Source organism: Paenibacillus sp. MER 180, assembly GCF_023713665.1.
GTDB classification, from domain to species: domain Bacteria; phylum Bacillota; class Bacilli; order Paenibacillales; family Paenibacillaceae; genus Paenibacillus_B; species Paenibacillus_B suaedae.
This window is the reverse complement of sequence record NZ_JAMAVT010000002.1, coordinates 54,518-77,189: the sequence shown is the minus strand read 5'-3', so window position 1 is coordinate 77,189 and position 22,672 is coordinate 54,518. Positions and strand designations below refer to the sequence as shown.

The following is a 22,672-nucleotide window of genomic DNA, read 5'->3' as shown; positions in this document are numbered from 1 at the left end:
ATTAATAAAGGAAAGTTCTCTCTGCCACCGTACGCAAAACAGGCTGCCTCATCTTGGATGAGACAGCCTGCAAATAACGAGAATTATTCAAATTAGACCAAATGGCAAGCAACCTGATGTCCGCCGCCCATATCGCGATACTCCGGAACCGCCTGCTTACAGATGTCTGTCGCAAACGGACAACGCGTATGGAACTTACAGCCGGATGGTGGATTCGCCGGGCTTGGAATATCTCCCTGCAATACGATCCGATCAGGCCTGCGTGTTGGATCTGGTACAGGCACTGCAGACAGCAATGCCTTCGTGTACGGATGAAGCGGATTTCTGAACAATTCATCACGAGGAGCCATCTCAACGAGCGAGCCCAAGTACATAACCCCGATACGGTTGCACAAATGCTCAACGACGGATAAATCGTGTGAAATGAATAAGTACGTCAGGTTCTTCTGCTCTTGCAGATCACTCAGCAAGTTAATGATCTGTGCTTGAATCGATACGTCGAGCGCCGATACCGGCTCATCCGCTACGATAAAGTCAGGGTTCAGCACCAAGGCGCGCGCAATCCCGATACGCTGGCGTTGACCACCAGAGAATTCATGCGGGTAGCGATCGATATGATACGGAGCCAAGCCGCAAATCGTCAAAATCTCTTTGACCCGATCGCGCACTTCATTCTTCGAAGAAATGCCATGGTCGATCAGGGCTTCGCCGATTGCATCGCCAATCTTGATGCGTGGGTTCAAGGAGCTGTATGGATCCTGGAACACAAGCTGCATCTTCGGACGCATTTTGCGTAAATCCTTTTTCGACAAGTCATGAATCTCTACACCGTTGAACAACACTTGTCCATCGGTCTTGTCGAGCAAGCGAAGGATCGTACGTCCTGTAGTTGACTTTCCGCATCCGGATTCCCCTACGAGACCAAGCGCTTCCCCTTTATTCAAGCTGAAAGACACACCGTCAACCGCACGAACATGGCCTACCGTTTTGGATAAAATACCGCCCTGGATGGGGAAGTATTTTTTCAAATTGTCTACTTGTAGCAACGGTTGTTGACTCATTGTACGTCCCCTCCCTTTTCATACAGCCAGCATGCTGTCTTATGTTTGTTGTCATACACCTTAAGCTGAGGCTGCTTATCCGTACAGATGGACATGCAATGCTCGCAACGATCATTGAAATAACAGTTCTCTCCGAGTTCAACAGGGTTCGGAACCTGTCCCGGAATCGTATATAGACGCTCCATACGCTCATTGATGACCGGCTTTGCCTTCAAGAGGCCCTGCGTATATGGATGCTTCGGATTTTTGAAGAGCTCAAGCACAGGAGCTTCTTCAATCACTTTACCTGCATACATAACGACAACATGGTCAGCCATTTCCGCTACGACACCAAGGTCATGTGTGATCATCATAATCGCCGTATTGAATTCCTTCTTAATGTTGCGCATCAAGTCCAAGATCTGTGCTTGAATCGTTACGTCGAGCGCTGTTGTCGGCTCATCCGCAATGAGAAGCTTCGGATCACAGCTAAGCGCAATCGCGATCATAATCCGTTGACGCATACCACCGCTAAGCTCATGCGGATATGCATCGAAGATTTGTGCCGCACGTGGAATGCCGACCAGTTCGATCAGATCAATCGCACGTTTTTTGGCTTCTTTCTTCGTAACGCCTTTATGCAACAGGATCGGTTCTGTCAGCTGTTCCCCGATTGTAAATACCGGGTTCAGAGACGTCATCGGCTCCTGGAAGATCATCGCGATTTCGTTACCGCGGATCTGGCGCATTTCACGTTCCTTAATTCCAAGCAAGTCTTTGCCATTATATAAGATCTGTCCACCCTCCACTTTACCCGGAGGTGAGACAAGACGCATAAGAGACATCGCTGTTACGCTTTTTCCGCATCCGGATTCACCAACGACGCACAGCGTTTCTCCTTCTTTAATCGAGAAGCTGACATCATTGACCGCTCTTACGACGCCACTGCTAGTATAGAAATTCGTCCGCAAATTGCGAAATTCGATCAAGTTATTTGACATAACGTATCCCTACCTCTTCATTTTCGGATCGAGGACGTCCCGCAAGCCGTCACCAATGATGTTAATCGCAATTACTGTCATGAAAATACATACGCCCGGCGGAATCCACAACCATGGACGCTTCTGGAAATCAATCAAGTTGTTCGCTGCCGTAATCATGTTCCCCCATGATGGCGTCGGCGGCACAACCCCTAGACCCAAGTAACTCAATACCGACTCTTGCAGAATTGCACCCGCAACCGTCAATGTGGCTACGACAATGATGATCGGAATCGTGTTCGGCAGCAAGTGACGGAAGATTTTGCGGCGGTCACGCAGACCGAGCACTTCTGCCGCTTGCATGAACTCTTGCTCACGCAGCATCAAGATCTGTCCGCGCACGAGACGAGACAAGCTTGGCCAGCTCATGAATCCGAGCAAAAACATAACGACGAAAATCCGCTTGTCCGGCGGAACCTTCATATCTGATAGTACCGCACCAAGAATGATCAAGAGCGGCAAGCTAGGGATCGACATCATAATATCTGCTAGACGCATGATGATGGAATCAACCCACCCGCGATAGTAACCGGCAAGTGCTCCTAGTGTGCTACCGATTGTGACAGAGATAATCATCGCAACGAGACCGACGATCAAGGATACTCGTCCTGCGAGCATTACCCGCAGCAGGATATCGCGCCCCAGGTTGTCCGTACCAAGCCAGTGGGTAGCTGAAGGACCTTTATTTTTCATTGGGCCCATTGTATCCAAAGTATATGGCGAGAACAGCGGACCAATAAAACAAATGATGAACATCAAGACTACAACGAAAATTCCGCCCATTGCGAATTTGTTCTTGCTAAGTTGCTTAAATGCCAACCTCCACGGGGAAGCAGGCTTCGTCTTCGATGCAGCTGTTGCAGCCGCAGAATTAGTAGCAGTTTGAGACACGAGCTTTTTCCCCTTTCTATTTCATGCGTACACGTGGATCAGCCACGCGGTACAGCACGTCAGCTAAGAAGTTACCGACTACAGTGAGCAATGCCAAGAACATCGTGAAGCCCATCAACAGGAAGTAGTCACGCGACGTGATTGCTTCTAAGTTAATTCGACCGATCCCCGGCCAGTTGAAGATTTTCTCTGTAATCATTGCGCCACCGAACAATCCCGGAAGCTCGATACCCAGCAACGTAATTGCAGGCAGCATTGCGTTGCGAAGCGCGTGTTTGAAAATAACCGTTCTTTCTTTCAAGCCTTTTGCACGTGCAGTACGGATGTAATCCTGACGGATAACTTCCAGCATGCTCGTACGGAAATAACGAGTAAGTGAGCCTACACTCAGTGCAGTCAGTACGATGACTGGCAGCATTAAATGATGAACCAAATCCCAAAAATGCGCCAATCCGGTAGCATTGCTTCCGGAGGTGTACATTCCGCCAACAGGGAATATTTTGAAGTCGACAGCTAACGCTTTAATTGCATATAAGCCAACAAAGAACGATGGCAATGACATTAAGGCAAATACGAGAAACGTAACTACCCCATCAAAAAATGAATATTGCCTGATAGCAGAAAATACACCGACAAGAATTGCTATTGCCCATGATAAAACTAATACGATTGCAGCGATCATAAAGGAATTCCACATATAGCGATTAAGTACAGTTGTAACCGGTTGCTTATGCTGTATCGACATCCCCAGATCTCCCTTGAGTGTATTGCTCGCCCAAGTGAAGTAACGCTCAGTAAGCGGCTTGTCCAAACCATGAATCGCTTTAAGTTCAGCAGCGCGCTCTTTGGAAATCGTCGGGTTCGAATCGATAAAGTTACCCGGTGCCAATGCAAATACGGCGAACAGGATAACGGATACCCCTATTATCGTAGGAACCAATTGTAACAGCCGCCGAATGGCGTATTGCTTCATAATTATTCCTCCTAGCTTTATATAAGCCTAAATGCCCAGCCCGGAGGCTGAGCATTTTGCAGGCATAATTCATTTGCCTTGCGGCTATTGAATTTGCAATTGTGGCAAGCTGTACGTGAAGTTGCGGTATGGCGACATATCGAAGCCTTGCAAGCGAGCGTTGTTCGCCCACATATCACGACGTTGGTACAAGAAGATGTAAGGAAGATCCTCATTCAACTCTTTATAAAGTTCTTTAAAGACCTCTTTACGTTTTTCAGTGTCTACCATTGCTCCAGCTTTCGTGAACAACTCATCAACCTTCGGATTGGAGTATCCAACATCGTTCTGGGAACCGCCAGTCTTGAACACATTTTCACCGGATTGCGGATCTGGTGTTAAGCCCCACGCCAAGAACATCATGTCGAAATCGCCTTTTTTACGCTTGTCTACAGCAGCATTGAAGTCCATTTGTTCTGCAACGAATTCGATGCCAAGCTCTTTGTAGCTTGCTTGAGCAAGTGGAATGATTGCATCGTTTACAGGGTTAGGAGTAGTCGCTGTGAACGTAATCTTGAATTTCTTGCCGTCTTTCTCACGAATGCCGTCTCCACCGACTTTCCAGCCTGCTTCATCCAGCAATTGTTTTGCTTTTTCCAGATCGAAATCGTACTTATTCACATCATCTGTGTACGCCCAAGATACTTTGGATTGCGGAACGTTCAGAACGTCTGCATAGCCTTGATATACGGCATCAACGATCTCCTTACGGTTCAGACCGTAAGTCAATGCTTGGCGTACACGCTTATCTTTAAATTGGTCATGCTTGTGGTTGAATGCGATGTAACCATAGCTGTTCGCTGGGAACAGGTTAATATCCAAGTAGCCGAACTCTTTCAACTGCTCGATTGTATCTTTGTTCACGGAAATGAAGTCCATATCTGTCTCGCCTGCTTGCAGCAATTGGATGTTGGTTTCTTCAGTCGTAAACTTGTAGATCAATTTTTCAATCTTCGGCTTGCCTTGGTAGTACAACTCGTTAGCTACCAAAATAGCCTCTTGACCTGGCACGAACTTCTCAAGCTTGTACGGACCGTTGCCGACTGGTTGCGTGAACGTATCTTTCATGTAGCTCAGGTTGCCTTGCTTGTAGTCTTTGCCGTAGATTGCTTTCGGAAGAACCCCTACAGAACCGATTGCAGAAAAGGCCAATGCATTCACTTCTGTCGTTGTTACTTGAATTGTACGTGGATCCAATACTTTAATGCCTTCGATGGATGTTGCTTTGCCTTCTTTATACTCTTTGCCGCCCTTGATATGAGCGTCCTTAATAATGTCGGTAGGACCGTCATAGGACTTGTCGTGCAATACAGTCAAGCTGAATGCTACGTCGTCCGCAGTCAATGAAGTACCATCGCTGAATTTCAAACCATCGCGCAATGTGAACGTGTATACAAGGTTGTCAGAAGAAATTTCCCATTTCTCTGCAATACCTTCCTTATAAGTACCATCTTTGTTCACTTCAATCATGCTGCTGAATACCGAAGTATTGACAAAGTTATCGTACGTAGAGTCTGCAAACAATGGGTTGAAAATACCACTTGGTGCCGTCATACCAATAATCATGGTGTCCTTGCGGTTCTTCGCAATCTCTGGTGATAAGGATGCATCCGAAGCTTTAATCAAGCCATCGGTTACCAATTCTTCAGCCGGTTGTTCTGTATTTTGGCCAGTAGTCTTGTCTGTACCCTCAGAGGAATTCCCGCCTCCGCAAGCAGACAGAATAAGTGTCAATGACAACAATAAGCAAATCATAGTGCTAAGACTTTTCTTCACAACATTCTCCCCTTATTTCTTAGATGTCATTTATAATTAGTATAAAAGTTGTATACATATTACCTAGGATGAATAGAACGTTCGGTTATATCCTCTTTTATAGAACATTGGTCAATAAAATAAGAAAGAATGACCAAATCCTCCGTAAGAGACGAATATTTTTTCATAATACTACTTGATAATTTCGTATTTGTAAATGCTTATGTCAGCTTTACCTTAAAAAATTTTAATTTTCGTTCGATAACTTTTTTTTATCAATCATAGGAAAATCGTCTCAAAAAATCAAACTATTTTTATACTAAAAACGGAAATCTGATCCTATTTCACTATATTGTATCCCCTCAGTGGATAACTGTCTACTTATTCCTCTCAGAATGTGCATTTCTGCATTTTTATTTTCTTGCATAAAAGTTGCATAAATACTCATTCCGTTAAGGAATACAAAAAAAGCTCTGAAAAATGAACAATGTCATTTTTCAAAGCTTTTAAATCAAATGTTATTATTTGGTAAATATATCGAATTATAACGGATGCGCCACATTCTCTACTTTCTTATCGACGAGCACAAGCCGCTCAGAACCGTTCGCATCATATGCATAATTTCTATCTCTTCCATAACGCGATAACAAGGTTTCTGTCGACATAATAATCAACTTAGGAATCATCTGTTCCGCTTGCTGCCTCAATCGATTCTGTCCCTGTGGATGAATAATGCTCATCAGCAGCCGCAAGTATCTCCGAGACACCCAGGAGAATAATCCTCTTGGCAAATCTCTTACCGTAAATCCGAATTGCTCGGGTCCCCGGTGCATCATACTTACTCCGTACAATGCTTTCACATTCGCCTGTAAATTCTGATCGCTTAGCAAGTAATCAGCAAGCTCTGGCAGCGTACGTTCTACGGAACGTATCATCTGAATTGCAATTTGCATCGCACTCCTCGACCGATGACCAATATCATATAATAGTCGATTGTCGAAATGCAGTTCCAGTACCAGGTCATTATGCTTCAATTCTACTCCGTCATCTAAGACTACGGCCTTGCCATGATACGGACGAACACGGAAATGAAACACAGGCTGTTCATGGTTCGTTGTCTTCAACGCAAAGACGGAGTGGAAAGCTTTCTCATAGAGGAACCAGAGACGTACGACCATGCGTCTAAGCAAGCTTGGATTCTTCATCCGGGCTTGATCGGTCAATCGAATGAGCTCATCGATACGGACACAGCGCAGCTCGCGCTTCTCCGCTTCGTCTAGAAACCGTTCCAATGCCGCCAGCATATTCGCTGGCGCTTCCCGATCTGCCCCAAGTGTAAGGCCGCAATCATGCAGCAGCAGAACTTCCCCACCCCGACATCGCTTCATCATACGCCGATACAAGCGTTCAGAGCCGAGCTTCTTCCGCCAATCCCCGAATAGAACAGACCACAATATAATTTGCAAGTGACCCAATCTGCCATAATCGAATAGATTGACAATCCCCCAAGGCGGTCGATAGTAATTCGATCGTTTGCCAGTTACTGATTCAATAATGTCTGACGTTTTACGGATTTGTCGTTTCACCGTTTTTGGACGCATCAGCCAGTTGGACTTATGAACATAATTGTGAATACCGATAAGATGACCCTCATCGTGCATTCGCTTCAGCACGTCTGGATGCTGCTCTGCGTGGATGCCAACCACAAAGAATGTTGCCTTGGCATTATATTTCTTCAATAGGTCTAACAGCTGAGGTGTATAGATCGGATCTGGACCATCGTCGAATGTCAATGCCAGTTCCCGTTCTGCACGTCCCTTCTGGAAGACACGAAATCCAAACAGGCGGCTGATTAAGCCAGGGAGAAACGCATAAAACGTCAGGATGTAAAACCCCCATAATAAAATGAATTCTACCATCCCAGTTCCCCGTTTCTTATTTACATAATAAAATGCAACGTTCTCAAGCTCTTCAGACTTGAACATGTACGTATACTTACTCTACGTATGAACAGTTATTATTGTAACATAATGAACAAAGAATAGGCACGGGAAATCGTTTCGTGTACAATGATTATCATATTGTTATTTGGTGAAAAGGAGTCTGTTCTATGATTGCATTTTACCGTAAGTATTGGCGGACAGCATTTGATATCGCCTTGTTGATTTTGACTGCATATTTAATCATGTACACGTTTAGCTATTTGTATTCGATAGCCGCTCCTATTTTTCTAGCCTTCATCGTGTTCATGTTCATCGAACCGCTGGCGGCATTCCTTCACCGGCGGGGTATGCGGAAAGCTATCGCTTCGGCCATCTCCGTCTTATTGTTCGTACTTGTCATTCTAGGAGCTATGTTTGGACTCGGTTTTATTCTCGTGCATCAAGCAATCGAGCTGCAAGCCAAGCTGCCTACCTATATTAAGGCAGTTCAGAGTGAATTGGTGAACATCGCCACGTACTTGCAGAACCGGTATGAATCACTGCCGCCTGATGTATCTGGCCGCATCAATGAATATGCTGGCAATGCGGCCCAGCATATTTCCGAATTTATCGTCGGATTGCTCAGCCTGCTCATTAAGCAAATAACGTCCTTCTCGACGTTTACGCTGAACTTTTTCATCGCCATCATCCTTGGCTATTTCCTCAGCATCGAGATTGATGCTTGGCGCAGAGTTGCCCGCAATAAAACGCCGCGCACGTTTCTTAAAGCCTACATATTTCTAAAGGAAAATGTTCTGAAGGGGTTATCTGCTTACTTAAAGGCTCAACTGAAGCTGATTTCCGTTACCTTTGTCATTGTGTTTATCGGTCTGCTTGTACTTGGCGTGAGCAATTCCTTCTTAGTCGCTTTATTGTCGGCACTTTTTGATTTACTGCCGCTCTTAGGGATTCCATTTATCTTTATCCCTTGGATCGCCTACCTGCTCATTATCGGTAATACATCGCTAGCCATTGGACTTGCTGTCGTTATGGGCGTCACCCTTCTAATCCGGCAAATTCTTGATCCGAAGATTACGGGGACATCGCTTGGGGTATCCGCATTTACGATGCTGTCCTTCATGATTGTGTCCATGTCATTGTTCGGGGTTATCGGCATCGTCATGTCCACCGTCCTCTTGATCTTAATAAAAGCTCTTTACGATCAAGGTTATTTAAAACGTTGGATTCGTATGCCTAAAGAAGAATTTGTATCTGGACATCCATTTGACAATTCTCCTGATCAAAGTGAGGACAATAAAGATAACGAAGAACCAAAGAACAAGTAGAAACCAAGATACCTTGTTGATATGAAATAGCAGGCCAATCTTCCTTGAGGAGATTGGCCTGCTATTTATGTGGAGGCTGTGCAGCCAGCACATCCATTACAGCTTGGAATACCTCTGTTGCCTTATGCGAAGTGCCAGATTGGTCATCTTCGCTGACGACACTCACTGCATACTTTGGCTTCTCAACTGGGCCGTACCCTACAAACCATGTATGTAAGTTAGCCGTCCCAAATGCCTCAGCTTGGGCAGTACCACTCTTGCCTGCAACGTTCCAGGAAGTCTGTTTAAGCGATTGCCCCGTACCGTACTGGACGACATCCACCATCATTTTCATTACGTTACGGGCTGTCTCCAGCTTCATCACTCGCTCCTTTTTGACTTGTACAGGGAATCGAACGATTGGCATCCCTGTGGCATACTGCACTTCCTGAATCAATCGTGGTGATCCGAAGTTTCCATTCTGAAGCAGCGTTACGACGAAGTTGGCTGCAGCCAAAGGTGTCAATCGCACATTCCGCTGCCCGATACCAGATTGAGCTCGTTCCCCTCCCGACACATTCCCCGGCTGTACATTGTCAGGAAATATTCGACTCTCTTCCTCACCTTCGAAGTGCCGCAAACTCCGGTGGCCCATCCCATCATCCGAAACCATACCAACAAATCCGCTTAGCCCCATTGTCTTGGCATAGTCCAATAGCTGCTGCCCTGTTAATCGTTCTCCCAGCTCAGCAAACACTTCATTGCATGACTCTGCCAATGCCTCGCGCAATGTCAACGTACCATGCCCTTCCGGCAGCCAGCACGCTAGACCATACTTCCCATAATGCCCATCGCAGTAAAAGCGTTCATTCAGTTGCGTCAGCCCTGCTTCCATTGCGGCAGCCGCAATGAACAGCTTATAGACAGAACCCGGAGGGAGGGCCTTGGTCGCCCGATTGTTCCACGCCGCCTTCTCCGGCTCAATATGATAAGGATCTGCGGCAGGGCGGGACACCATCGCCACCACATCCCTTGTTGCTGCATCAAGAACGACTACCGATCCCTTCTCAATATGATACCGATCAAGTACTTGTTCAATAGCAGCTTCAATTGTCTGATCCGTTGTCGTAATAAGCCTTAATGGATAATATGGATTATCAGGACGCCGTAAGCGCACATCGAGTCCATGCAGCGGAAGTTGACTTGCATCTGTATAATGGACGACTGTCGTGGCACCCAATCCTTTGAGCAATGGTTCAAACGTTCGTTCCAAACCCGATACACCAACAATACTTGAACTAGCATTGTTGCCACTTTGCTTGAAATGCTCATAGTTCGATGTATCCGTCATATCCGCAATAGCCCCTACCCATTGCGGAGTATGCTGACGAAGCGGATACCGAACCGTATATGGAAGTACTCGAATCCCTTCCCAATCAGATAATTGAACTCGATCGGCCTGCTCCGCGCTCAGCTCGAAGGGCAATTTTTTATCCTTCTCATTCGGCCAAATGTAAGGTTCGGTAAGCTCCTCCCATCGATGCCGAACCTCTTGTTCTGACTCGTGCAGCCAAAGCGCCATGCTCCGAACCGCATCCGTACGAATAGCATTTTTATTCACTGGGAAGAGGACAAGGGCCTTCACGACTTGCACCGTATACGGGCGCCCAGCCCGATCTACGATCAAGCCACGTCCATCATCCAGCACTACACCACGTGCCCGTTGAATGACGGTGCGCTGCAGAACGGTATGGACTCCATCATCCACCTTGCTGTGCACGAACAATAGCTGGAGCCAGCCCAATCTAACAATATAGATTCCGATCATTACGGTAATGGCACATGCGAGCAGAACAAGCCGATTGTACATGAGCTTCTGCCGCTTCGAACGTTGGCGCGACAACACTTCATCCACCTCCTTATCCACAAACGAAGTCCGTTTCTCCTTATCAGTACCATTACTGCCCACTTCTCCTTATGGATAACCACAAGCGTTGGATCGTGCGCCAACCTATCCTTTTGTTCGTACCTACTCGGCATTATTTCTGCACAAAAAAAGCCCCTACCATCGGTAAGGGCTCAATACTATTCTGTTATTCTAAATCACTTACGCTTTGGCATTCTTCTTACGCATCATATCGAAATACGTAACCGGCTGATCGACCTTCATACGCACAAGTTGCAGCGGATGGCGAGCTGCATCCAGCTCATTGCCTTCTGTATCCCACAGCTTCTCTACCTTCTGCTTGAAGAACGTATTGTTCGGGCCGAAGAACTCAACCTCAGCTCCAACCTTGAAGTGATTGCGCTGTTGAACCGTCGCGATGCCTGTCTCAGCATCGTAGTCCATAACCAATCCAGCGAAATCATAAGGTGCCGGCTTGTCTTCCGGCTCGTAAATATGATCCTCATGATCCGGCTCTTCGTAGAAGAAACCTGTATTGACAGGACGGTTAGCCGCCTTATAAATCTCGTCCAGCCATTCCTGCTTCAGCTCATAATTGTCCGGATCGGCCATATACGCATCAATAACTTTCCGATACACATTAACGACCGTAGCCACATAGTGAATCGACTTCATCCGGCCTTCAATCTTGAAGCTGTCCACCCCAACATCGATCAGATCCGGCAGATGCTCGATCATGCATAAGTCCTTCGCACTCATGGCGAACGCATTGTCATTCTCATCGAACAACGCCTTTTGATTGACGCCTAGACGGAACTGCTCCAATACAGACGAACCAGATGCTTCCTGTTCGCTGATCATATCCATTGCATCTGCACGGTCATCCTCGAACAGATCGTATTTCCAGCGGCATGATTGACAGCAGCCGCCACGGTTGGAATCGCGGTCTGTGAAGTGGTTGGACAACACACAGCGTCCAGAATAAGAAGAACACATCGCACCATGAATAAAGGCCTCAATTTCGATGTCGACGTGATTTTTCATCTCCTGAATTTCATCCATGCTCGTCTCCCGAGCTAAGACGACGCGAGGCATGCCTTCATCTTTCCAGTATTGAATCGTCTGCCAGTTCGCGATGGACTGCTGTGTACTTACATGAACCTCCAGCTTCGGCGCTACGCGCATCGCAGTATCAATAATGAATGGATCTGCAGCAATAATGGCACTAATGCCCGCATCCTCCAAGTTGCGAAGATACTCTTCTAAGCCTTCTATATCTTCATTATGCGCATAAATATTCGTCGCCACGAACACCTTCGCACCATATTTTTTAGCGAACTCCACACCTTCGCGCATTTCTTCAAAGCTGAAATTGTCCGCATTGGAACGCAGACCGTATTTTTGTCCGCCAATGTACACGGCATCCGCACCGTAATGAATAGCGAACTTCAACTTCTCCAAATTACCGGCGGGAGCAAGTAATTCCGGCTTATCCAAGCGATATCGCTTGCCGTTATATTTACGTTTCGTTTGTGTACTCATCGTTGTACGCCCCCTCCTTAATACATTTGTTCTTTATAGAAAAATCCGAATGAGAGCTCTCGCTCTGGATCTTGAACCGCACGAATGCGTTCCAGCCATTCTTCCTTCATGGAATACCCTTCAGGATCGGCAATATAGCTATCAATCGCTTCGCGGTACACGCGAACAACAGTTTCATTATATGAAATCGACTTCAAAATTCCTTCGATCTTAAAGCTGTCAATGTGTGCATCGAGCAGCAACTTCAAATCTTCGATGAAGCACATATCGTCTGAGCTCATGATATGTGTTCCGTTCGCATCTTCATACATCGGGAACTTCTCATCCTGACGTTCTCGCTCTACGAGGAACAGCTTCTGCTCCATCCCTACCTCATATGTGCCTTCTTCTTTGCCAAGATGACGCATGTAATGGTGAACTAAATGGCGCTTGGAATGATAAATATTCGTCATCCCATGGATTTGAACTTGAACCTCCATATCCGGAAGCTGCTGCTTCATCTCTACCACTTGCTCAAGGTTCAGCTCGCGGGCAGCAACGATACGGCTTGCGCCACGCTTCTGCCAGTACTGAGCTGTCCGGTAGTTCGTCGATGTCATCTCCGCATTCCACTGAAGACGAAGAGTTGGCGCTGCTGTTCGTGCAACCATAATTACAGCTGGATCGCCATAGGCAATCGCATCAACGCCCAGTTCCTCAAGTCGCTTCAAGTAAGTCGACAGATCTGTCAGATGCTCATTATGCATAATATTATTTACTGCAACATACAGTTTGGCGTTATGGCTGCGGACGATCGGCAGGCTTGCCTCGATATCTGCAATGGTCATTTCGCCTGGCATGCGCATGCTATATTTTTCTTCCCCGACGAGGACTGCATTCGCGCCTGCTTGAAGCAAGCGTTCCAATTCCTCAACACTGCCTGCGGTAACAAGCAATTCAGGTTGATAAGTCATGTTCATTTCACCGCTTTCTATTGTGCTGCCGTTTTCTTGCTCTGTTCGATATTACGCTGATGCTCTGGGAATGTCTTGGCGAACAGATGCGTGTGGGTGCCGTCTTTTTTCGTCACATAATACAAATATTCTGAAGCCTCCGGCTTCAATACTGCTTGAATGGAGGCCGTACTTGGACTGGAAATAGGCCCTGGCGGCAATTCATCTATTTTATACGTATTGTAAGGACTGTCGATTTCCAAGTCCTTATAATACAAACGTTCCTTCGGCTTGTCCAGTGCATATTGAACGGTGGCATCAATTTGCAGACGCATCCCCTTCGCAATTCGATTATCGATGACGCCCGCAATCAATGGACGCTCTTCATCCACAACCGCTTCTCGCTCAACAAGCGAAGCCAAGGTCAGCATATCGTGCAGCGTAAGCCCGCGCGTCTTCAAATCGAATTCCCAAGTTGGGGAAGCCTGCGACAATCGCTTCTCTGTCTCTTGCACCATCCGTGCAATAATTTCTTCCTCAGAGCTCCCCTTCTTCAACTCATAGGTCTCAGGGAACAAGTATCCTTCAAGTCGATGCTTCAACTTGGCGTCAGCCGGAATATGAGCAGCGATCGGAGCCTGTCCCTTAAGCCAAGCCGTATCATTCACCAGCTTCAAGAAGCGATCCTTATCCACAATTCCATCATTGCTTAGTTTGTCCGCAATTTGTTCTACGGTATAGCCTTCTGGAATCGTGAAGCGAACCATTTCTTCCGGCACGACTTCCCCGCTGTTGAGCTTCGCGATAATGTCGTCATAGGTAACACCGGGACGGAACGCGTATTTCCCCGCTTGGAAGCGGCTTCCCTCCCCGTTCCATTTCAAATACACTTTAAAAATGAGTGCATTGCGAATAATTCCCTGCTCCTCCAGCTGTGATGCGATTGCTGCTGTTCCAGAGCCCTGTTGAATCGAAACGGGAATCTCCCGTTCTTCTTGCGCGAGCGGACGCATCCCGCTCCATATATAACCAACACCAGCGCCAGCTACGAGTAGAAGCACAAGGCTGATTGTGAACAGCACCTTCGAGCCTTTCTTCATCCACACACTCCCCTACATGGAAAAAGAGCGGAAATCCGCCCTTTTTCCGTAAAATATCAGTTAGCCGATGCCATCCACCGACTCTAAAAACGACAAATTAAAATTCGTCTCGGTACGTTAATTCATCATACAGCTCAGCTACTTCTTCCCACTCGTCATCATCTTCGATCGTTTCGAGCTCCCAGCCTTCTGCTTCGCTCCCGATAATGCGATACAGTTCCTGCTCCGGTTCTTGAGCACCTTCTGGAAGAAGTACTGCATACGCTCGATCATCAAGCCGGAATTCAGCGATTAACGATAGGACACGACTGTGACCGGCCTCATCCGTCATCTCAACGAATTGACCGAAGGCATTCTTTAGCTGTTCTGTCAATTGAAGTTCAAGTCGTTCGGTCACCCTTCATTCTCCTCATCCGCTGTAAATAACGTATTGAACGTTTCCTCGACAATATTCCATTCTTCTTCGTCCGTAATGGTAAACAGCTTCAAATCGTCGTCCTCTTCTTCATAACGGAACGCATACACTTCATCCGCATCTTCATCATCAGAATCGACAGGTACGACCATCATATATTTTTTGTCCGTGCCATCTACATCGAACTTCATAATGACTTCGAATTCTTCCTCGTTGCCCTCGTCGTCCGGAATATAAATGATCTCCGGTTCTTCTTGCAAATGTTCATCTCGTGTCATAGTAACCCCTCACCTTCTTGATTGATAGTCAAGATATGTTTGTAATATAATGGTTGCCGCCATCTTATCGATGACTTGTCGACGCTTCTTGCGACTGACGTCAGCTTCCAGCAATGCGCGTTCTGCCGACACCGTACTCAAGCGTTCATCCCACAGGTGAACGGGCAATCCGAACGACTGCTTCAACTGTTCTGCAAATGACATGCTTAGCTCGCCCCGAGGTCCGACTGTGCCATTCATGTTCTTCGGCAGTCCAAGGACGAAGGCTTCCACGCCGTGCTCCTTCACAATGTCACCAAGTCGCTTCAGATCATTCTCTGGTTTGCGACGCTCAATGACTTCAAGTCCTTGTGCCGTCCAACCAAAAGCATCGCTTATCGCGACACCGATCCGTCGATCTCCGTAATCCAAGCCAAGAATCTTCATTCAGTCTCTCCCAGTATTCATCCAGTGATGCTTACTTCTCTATCCGTGCTGCATTCATCCTCGCGACTTATCGGTGATGATTCAAGTAGAAGCGAACTAATTCTTCAATCAGTTCGTCCCGCTCTTTCTTCCTCACGATACTTCGAGCATTGTTATGCCGCGGGATATAAGCGGGATCCCCGGATAGAAGATAACCAACGATTTGGTTAATAGGATTGTATTCCTTCTCGAGAAGCGCATCATAGACAGACAACAGGATATCTTCGTTGGAAGCTTGCTGTTCCTCCGCTTTTACATTGAACTTCATCGTCTTATCCATGGAATTCATCGCTAACACCTCGCTTTACTCTTATCATAACACATACCCGAACAAACTAGAAAATATTCCGTTCCAAAGCTTGGCATTGTTCACAAATTTGACGACAATAACCTCCCTATGGAATCGGATCAGGGAGCCCCTATTGCAGGGCTCCCCTCTCTTATATTATACGCCAAGCTGCTTCCCAACAAGCTCATCCACGAGAGCCAATGCCTCTGGCAGCTTGGAAGCGTCTTTGCCTCCAGCTTGCGCCATGTCAGGACGGCCGCCACCGCCACCGCCGCACACAGAAGCGAGCTCTTTAATCAACTTGCCGGCATGAAGCCCCTTCTTTACAAGCTCTGGAGCAACAGCAACAACGAAGTTCACTTTATCTTCATTTACTGCACCGAGTGCGATAATCGCTTCTGGAAGCTTCGCCTTCAATTCGTCTGCCGTCGTACGAAGTGCATCCATACCGCCTGCATCGACTTGTGCAGCCAGCAATTGAACACCAGCAACGGTTCTAACTTGGTCTGTCAATTGTCCTGCTTCAATGCTGCTCAGCTTGCTCTTAAGCGATTCATTCTCGCGGGACAGCTCCTTCTCACGTGAGAACATAGCTTCAATACGCTTCGGTACATCCGCTACATTCGATTTAAGCAAGGAACCTGCTTGCTTCAACAGCTCCAATTGCGCCTCCATATACTGATACGCATGACGACCCGTTACAGCCTCAATACGGCGTACACCAGAGCCGATACCGCTCTCGCTCACGATCTTGAAGAGACCGATTTCCGAGGTGCTGCTAACATGGCAGCCACCGCATAGCTCAATGCTGTAATCACCGACTTGTACGACGCGTACAATATCGCCGTATTTCTCACCGAACAACGCCATTGCGCCCATTTCTTTGGCCTCATCAATCGATTTCGATTCGATAACAAGCTGTGTGCCTTTCCAGATTTGCTCGTTGACACGATGCTCGATGTCCACAAGCTCCTCTTCGCTAATGCTGCCCAAATGTGTGAAGTCGAAGCGAAGACGGTCAGGCTGCACGAGAGATCCTGCTTGGTTCGCATGCTCACCCAATACAAGCTTGAGCGCCTTATGAAGCAAGTGTGTCGCAGTATGATTCTTAATAATATCCTCACGTATCGCGCGAGCTACTGCAGCTTGTACTTGCATGCCGACACGCAGTGTTCCTTCTTCCACGCGCACTACTGCGATATGTTGGCCATGAGGAGCTTTCAATACATCTTCGACTGCTCCTTTGAATCCAGCTGCTGTAAGGACACCGCTGTCGCTTACTTGGCCGCCGCTCTCCGCATAGAATGGCGTGCGATCAAGCACTACTTGGCAAGTCGAGCCTACTTGTGCTTCTTCTGCCATTTCGTTATCCACGATCAGTGCCAGTACACTGGATTCAGTTACCAACTCATTATATCCAACGAATTCGCTTTTAGTCGTGTAATCAGCAAGTGGCCCGCCTTGTACCTTCATGCTTCCCGTATCTTGACGAGCTGCACGGGCACGATCACGCTGTTCTTGCATCGCCTGGTCGAAGCCTTCACGATCAACAGTCAATCCATGTTCAGAAGCATAATCTTCTGTCAAATCGAATGGGAATCCATACGTGTCATACAATTTGAACGCTTCTTGTCCGCCAATTTGCGTGCGTCCTTCCTGCTTCGCAGCAGATGCCAAGCTTTCCAGAATCGCCAAGCCTTCTACAAGCGTCTCATGGAATCGCTCTTCCTCGTTTTTGATTACCTTCTCAATGAACTCGCGTTTTTCAACGATTTCGTTATAATGTGAGCCCATTACCTCACATACCGTCTGTACCAGCTCTACCATGAATGGACGGTCGATGCCGAGGATCTTGCCGTAACGGACTGCACGACGCAGCAAGCGGCGGATTACATAACCACGGCCTTCATTCGATGGCAGAACGCCATCGCCTACAGCGAATGTTACGGTACGAACATGGTCTGCGATTACTTTCAAAGCAACGTCGAACTCAGGACGCTCATTATACTTCACGCCTGCAATGCGGCATGTTGCTTGAATGATCGGCTGGAACAAGTCAGTATCGAAGTTGGAGTCCACATCCTGCAAGATTGAAGCGAAGCGCTCCAAGCCGGCTCCTGTATCAATATTTTTGTTCGGAAGCGGCGTGTAGCTGCCATCCTTGTTATGGTTGTATTGAGAGAATACATTATTCCATACTTCCAAGTAGCGCTCGTTCTCTCCGCTTGGATAGCATTCTGGATCCTCTTCCAATGTTCCGTACTTCTCTCCGCGATCGTAGAAGATCTCTGTACAAGGACCGCAAGGGCCTTCCCCGATATCCCAGAAGTTGTCGTCGCCTGTCTTCACAATGTGGTCAGCAGGAAGGCCGATCTTCTCATTCCACAGCTTGTACGCTTCTTCATCATCGTTATGGACAGTAACATAGAGACGATTCGGATCGAAGCCGATCCATTCTTTGCTTGTCAAGAACTCCCAAGCCCATGTAATGGCTTCTTCTTTGAAATAATCGCCGATGGAGAAGTTCCCCAGCATTTCGAAGAACGTATGGTGACGGCGAGTCTTGCCGACATTCTCGATATCGTTCGTACGAATACATTTTTGCGAGTTTGCGATGCGCGGGTTCTCAGGCTTCACGCGTCCGTCAAAATAAGGCTTGAGCGGTGCCATACCCGCATTAATCCAGAGCAAGGATGGGTCATTGTGTGGTACAAGCGATGCGCTTGGCTCAATGTGATGCCCTTTGCTTTCAAAGAATTTCAACCATTTTTCGCGAATTTCACTAGCCTTCATGAGTAAACGCCCCCAATAGTTTGTTATATAAAAATAAAAAAAATCGCCCCTGAAAATCAGGGACGATTCATATATCGCGGTACCACCCTGGTTATCGCATACATCATACCCCATTTTATCAAGCCTGCGTATCATGCAAGCAAGGGCAAGAAAAGCGTCTGCGATCGCCTCGACGTTGATAACGGGTACGTCCCGGTGAAGTTCCATTCACACTCAGAAATTAGCGTTCAGCTGTTCTTCAAGGTGAAGATTCTTGCAGCCAGCCGGCATATGCCGATCCGGAATCTTCTCTCTGTTCCTAGGGCTTCAGCTTACTCGTTTTCGTCTTCGTTTTGTTCCATATACCTATCCAATAATTTAGTATAAGCAGCAGGCAGACGGTTGTCAAACTTCTTTCGTTTGATCCCATCTGCCTGCTCAACGGATTTTCGCTGAAATGCGATTATCCTAAATATTCAATTTGCTCGAGCATGCGTTTCAGCATAACTGCTGCCTGCGCACGTGTCGCGGTAGCCTTAGGCTGGAATGTATTCGCGGTCATCCCTTGCACGATCCCTGCGGATACTGCCTTGCCTACGCCGTCGCGAGCGTAGCTGCTCACTTGTCCGCGATCATTGAACTTGTTGAGTGCGCTCGGGTTCGAAGCCACATTGCGTCCTGTATATTCCATAGCTCGAACGAGCATAATTGCCATTTGTTCACGGTTGATCGACTCGTTCGGACGGAACGTGCCATTTTCATAACCGCCAATAATTCCTGCCTTGGTCGCAGCCCCAATATAGGGAGCCATCATGCTGGTCTGATTCACATCACGATAAGCGGAAGCACCGGATGCATCAGCTTGAAGCCCCAGCGAGCGTGCCAGCAAAATCGCGAATTGCCCGCGCGTAATGTTGGCGTTTGGTGCAAATGCATTATTGCTGACACCCTCAATGATATACTTTGATGCCAATTCGCGGATGGCGTCTCTTCCCCAGTGGTCTTTAATGTCCGAGAAGTCCTTCGAGCGATCCATCATGGCAACGGAACGATTGCCCTTGAACTGGAAGGCGTATACCGCAACGCCTAGCTCCTGCTTCGTCACTGTAGGCACATATCCCGCCTTGTTCAGCACGGAATCATAACGAACGGCTGATGCATTACTACGCTGTATCAATTGTGCGTTGCGCACTTTATATTTCAAGTTAGCCTCAATTGTACGCGGCGTAGCGGAGCCAGCAAATGCCGACAAGCGGAATTCAATCGGATTGACACGCACGCGTGCACCTGTATCGTTCAGGCTGCGCAGCAATGCATTGGAATCCGATCCCGACTGTGACTCTGCTTGAAGCAGCAGGTATGCCTGATTGTTTCCCCACTCGCGTTCAAGCGCACGGAAGTCCAGCTCACGAAGCGGTACCGACATCAATATATCGCCATAACGAATGGAGAAAATCGCATCATTCGCCTTATTGTATACTTCATTCAACGTTTGCAATGGAACAGCAACCACTGCTCCGCGCTCGGATGTCGGCACATCAAATGCCAGATGATTACGCGTGCCGTTCTTGAGTACATATTCAAAAGATGATTTCAACTTTGTTGCCGGTATTGTATAACGCTTCGCAGTGCTTCCGCTCAAGGAACGATCAGAGCTTGTGTCCGCTGCCGAACTGGAGAGCAAATACCATCCATCATCCAAGAACCAGCGGAACGTAGCCGGTTGCAAATCTCCGGGACGTGTCGTGGAACCATCAGTTTTATTCGTAACGGTCGTAGAAGCAAACGACTGCAGCGAATTCCCTGCCAAGTCCTTAATCGGATTTTTACCCTGCAAGTAAGCAACTGTTACCGCACTGTATGCATTGACCGCTTCGTCCAGCGTCAAGGTAACTTCTTCATTGCGTGTCGAAGCACGCTTTACCTTAATCACCCGATTGTCCGAGTGTACCACGAATTGAGATTCATCCGGCGAAGGCAATTCCTTCAAGCGCTCGGAGAAGACAAGTGTCATCGTGCTTCCCTTCACAGAAGCTGAACGCAAGGTTGGAGCCGTTCGATCAGAACCATTGTCCACCTTCTTCAAGGTAAATACAGCTGCCTTGTTCCCCGCCAGATCCGAAATACGAGGCTCACCCGTACCTGGCACATAGGATACCGTGACATCATCACCATCGCTAACACTGGAGCTCAAGATCAGATTAACCATATTATCTCGCACTTGAACAGAATCGACACTTCGGGATGAGCGATTGACATACACCGAGAAATGACTGCGCGGCGGTACTTTGCTCGTGTCTAATTGCTCATTAAAAGTCAACGTCAGCAGGCTCCCGCTTACTTCTGCCCGTTGAAGCACTGGCGCCTTCGTATCCGCATCATTGCGTGCCAGCACATCTGTAAATGCTTCAAGCTTGTTGCCGCTTCGATCCGTCAACGGATATCGATCTGGCTTGTAACTTACTCGCACCGTTTGATTATCGCGGATTACATAAATAAGCGACAGCGTTACCTTCGAGCCGTCCACAGATATGCGGCTGACTGTCTTCTCGCTTCCATCCACGGTCACCTTGAATTGCTCATAAGCACGCGCCGACACTGTATCCAGCGGCTCCGACATATCCAACACTACCTTCATGCCTTGCGCATTCGCTTGCTTCACAACAGGAGGCGTACGGTCAACCTCATACCTCACCGATATTTTCTCAAATGCAGCAGCCGCATTGCCGGCCGTATCCTGAATAGACTTGCGGTCAGCGCCAGGACGATAGGAAATGGAAATGCTCTGACCCACAGAGACTCCGTTCTCCAGGCTTACATCCACATAATCGTTGCCCACAGCTGTACCCGTTACACGGCGTGTGTCACCATTTACCCATACTTCGAAGCTTGCTGCTGGCGGAACCGATGTCTTCTTCAATTCCTTGTCGAACGTTAAGCGAATCGTATCCACCTTGCTCAGCGCAGCGGATTTCAACGATGGAGCCGCTGTATCCGGATTGCCTGTTGTGAATTTCCATGTATTCAATCCAGCATAAGACTTCCCACTTGCATTGCGCAGAGAGTCTGCCGCAATCTCTATCGTGTAATCCATATTTGGCTTCAATTGTTGAACGGGATCAATCGTAATTGTATTCGTTCCGTCTCCCGTAACCCGGGTAGAGGTCATCGGCAGCGCTTCAAGCACTTTGCCGTCCTTCGCCTGCTTCATAATGACGCTCCCGCCAGATTGCTTCCATACCTTCTCCTTGAAAGTCAACACAAGCTTGGAATCCACACGGACGTCCCGTTGCCCGATCGCTGGCGATACCGTATCCAACTGAGGTGCTCCAGTATCAGCTGCTGTCGTGAACGTCCATTCTGTAGGGTCATAAATACCCAGGAACTCAGAACTGCCAGACTTGAACGTACCGAAATCTGCTTGAACCCGATAGGAGGTCCCAGAATCCAACGGCTTGGATAGCGTAATCGTTGCTTTTTTTTTCGTATCATCGAGCCGAACTTGGCTGCCGTCTACTGCAACATCCTCTACCTTATCGCCATTTTTCTTTCTTATGGTGATGTTCCCGCTTCCTTTTTCCACTTCACTTGTAAATGTAAGAATAAGTTCAGTTCCAACATTGACATCCGTCGCTCCAGCAGCTGGAGACATGGATGCCACCTTAATTGTTTTCAAGCTCTCTATTTTATCTTTCACTGAGTCTTTAAGCGCTGTGCTTGAGTCTGTCTGCGGCAATGCCATTGCGGCATTCGCAGAAAGTTCCATCGCTAAAGCAATGGTGAGCAATATCGCAAGTGTTCGTTTCACGTAGAACTCCCCTCCCTTAATTTCCCGTTCGTTCCCCAGGACGCAGCTTCGCATAGTTTCACGAATAAAATATACGGCGTCCATCCTTCATTACCGCCGTATCCAATTCTTTAAACGCGCCGAACAACATATTTGTTGTTCATAATTGCGAAACTTTCTGAAAAATAGGTCTTAAGTAGG

Annotated in this window: 17 protein-coding genes; 1 reads left to right on the top strand and 16 read right to left on the bottom strand. The window is 47.5% G+C overall.

The genetic code is table 11. The features are described 5' to 3' along the window. Positions 1–92 precede the first annotated feature (92 nt). The 6 genes from M3661_RS02985 to M3661_RS02960 all read right to left on the bottom strand — a co-directional run bounded on the left by M3661_RS02985 (position 93) and on the right by M3661_RS02960 (position 7,657). Complete coding sequence (locus tag M3661_RS02985; RefSeq protein WP_065291986.1) at positions 93–1,061, bottom strand: ABC transporter ATP-binding protein; 969 nt, start codon at positions 1,059–1,061, stop codon at positions 93–95. Beyond that, complete coding sequence (locus M3661_RS02980; protein ID WP_021256989.1) at positions 1,058–2,041, bottom strand: ABC transporter ATP-binding protein; 984 nt, start codon at positions 2,039–2,041, stop codon at positions 1,058–1,060. The genes M3661_RS02985 and M3661_RS02980 overlap by 4 nt, the downstream gene beginning before the upstream one ends. Before the next feature lie 9 nt (positions 2,042–2,050). Continuing rightward, positions 2,051–2,971: an oligopeptide ABC transporter permease gene (gene opp4C / locus M3661_RS02975; protein WP_065291987.1), complete on the bottom strand. Its 921-nt coding sequence runs from the start codon at positions 2,969–2,971 to the stop codon at positions 2,051–2,053. 16 nt (positions 2,972–2,987) lie between these two features. After that, positions 2,988–3,944: an ABC transporter permease gene (locus M3661_RS02970; RefSeq protein WP_065291988.1), complete on the bottom strand. Its 957-nt coding sequence runs from the start codon at positions 3,942–3,944 to the stop codon at positions 2,988–2,990. Positions 3,945–4,028: 84 nt separating this feature from the next. Continuing rightward, positions 4,029–5,759 (bottom strand): ABC transporter substrate-binding protein, encoded by a 1,731-nt coding sequence (locus tag M3661_RS02965; RefSeq protein ID WP_251482237.1) that lies wholly within the window; start codon positions 5,757–5,759, stop codon positions 4,029–4,031. Between the two features lie 521 nt (positions 5,760–6,280). After that, complete coding sequence (locus M3661_RS02960; protein WP_065292214.1) at positions 6,281–7,657, bottom strand: polysaccharide deacetylase family protein; 1,377 nt, start codon at positions 7,655–7,657, stop codon at positions 6,281–6,283. A 191-nt stretch (positions 7,658–7,848) separates the two neighbouring features. Between M3661_RS02960 and M3661_RS02955 the strand changes: the two genes are divergently transcribed. Next, complete coding sequence (locus tag M3661_RS02955; RefSeq protein ID WP_251482233.1) at positions 7,849–9,006, top strand: AI-2E family transporter; 1,158 nt, start codon at positions 7,849–7,851, stop codon at positions 9,004–9,006. Positions 9,007–9,067: 61 nt separating this feature from the next. Here M3661_RS02955 and M3661_RS02950 read toward each other — a convergent pair whose 3' ends face one another. The 10 genes from M3661_RS02950 to M3661_RS02905 form a co-directional block, all read right to left on the bottom strand. Beyond that, positions 9,068–10,954: a peptidoglycan D,D-transpeptidase FtsI family protein gene (locus tag M3661_RS02950; protein WP_251482230.1), complete on the bottom strand. Its 1,887-nt coding sequence runs from the start codon at positions 10,952–10,954 to the stop codon at positions 9,068–9,070. Positions 10,955–11,092: 138 nt separating this feature from the next. Further along, positions 11,093–12,433 (bottom strand): peptidase U32 family protein, encoded by a 1,341-nt coding sequence (locus tag M3661_RS02945; RefSeq protein ID WP_142543385.1) that lies wholly within the window; start codon positions 12,431–12,433, stop codon positions 11,093–11,095. 17 nt (positions 12,434–12,450) lie between these two features. Continuing rightward, entirely contained in the window at positions 12,451–13,386 is a 936-nt protein-coding gene (locus tag M3661_RS02940) for a peptidase U32 family protein (protein WP_251482226.1), read from the bottom strand. A 17-nt stretch (positions 13,387–13,403) separates the two neighbouring features. Next, positions 13,404–14,465 (bottom strand): endolytic transglycosylase MltG, encoded by a 1,062-nt coding sequence (mltG, locus tag M3661_RS02935; protein WP_251482223.1) that lies wholly within the window; start codon positions 14,463–14,465, stop codon positions 13,404–13,406. Between the two features lie 97 nt (positions 14,466–14,562). Continuing rightward, a complete protein-coding gene (locus M3661_RS02930) occupies positions 14,563–14,862 on the bottom strand; it encodes a DUF1292 domain-containing protein (protein ID WP_065292202.1) in 300 nt (99 codons plus the stop codon). Then, the gene (locus M3661_RS02925; protein WP_021257000.1) at positions 14,859–15,158 is read right to left on the bottom strand and encodes a DUF1292 domain-containing protein; all 300 of its coding nucleotides are present in this window, start codon (positions 15,156–15,158) and stop codon (positions 14,859–14,861) included. The genes M3661_RS02930 and M3661_RS02925 overlap by 4 nt, the downstream gene beginning before the upstream one ends. A 9-nt stretch (positions 15,159–15,167) precedes the next feature. After that, positions 15,168–15,584 carry a Holliday junction resolvase RuvX gene (ruvX, locus tag M3661_RS02920; protein WP_021257001.1) on the bottom strand — a complete coding sequence of 139 codons (417 nt, stop codon included), beginning with the start codon at positions 15,582–15,584 and terminating at the stop codon, positions 15,168–15,170. Between the two features lie 67 nt (positions 15,585–15,651). Then, a complete protein-coding gene (locus M3661_RS02915) occupies positions 15,652–15,912 on the bottom strand; it encodes an IreB family regulatory phosphoprotein (protein WP_005547503.1) in 261 nt (86 codons plus the stop codon). Between the two features lie 156 nt (positions 15,913–16,068). Then, positions 16,069–18,705: an alanine--tRNA ligase gene (gene alaS, locus M3661_RS02910; RefSeq protein ID WP_251482220.1), complete on the bottom strand. Its 2,637-nt coding sequence runs from the start codon at positions 18,703–18,705 to the stop codon at positions 16,069–16,071. Between the two features lie 442 nt (positions 18,706–19,147). Then, positions 19,148–22,492: a SwmB domain-containing protein gene (locus M3661_RS02905; RefSeq protein ID WP_251482217.1), complete on the bottom strand. Its 3,345-nt coding sequence runs from the start codon at positions 22,490–22,492 to the stop codon at positions 19,148–19,150. Positions 22,493–22,672: the final 180 nt, after the last annotated feature.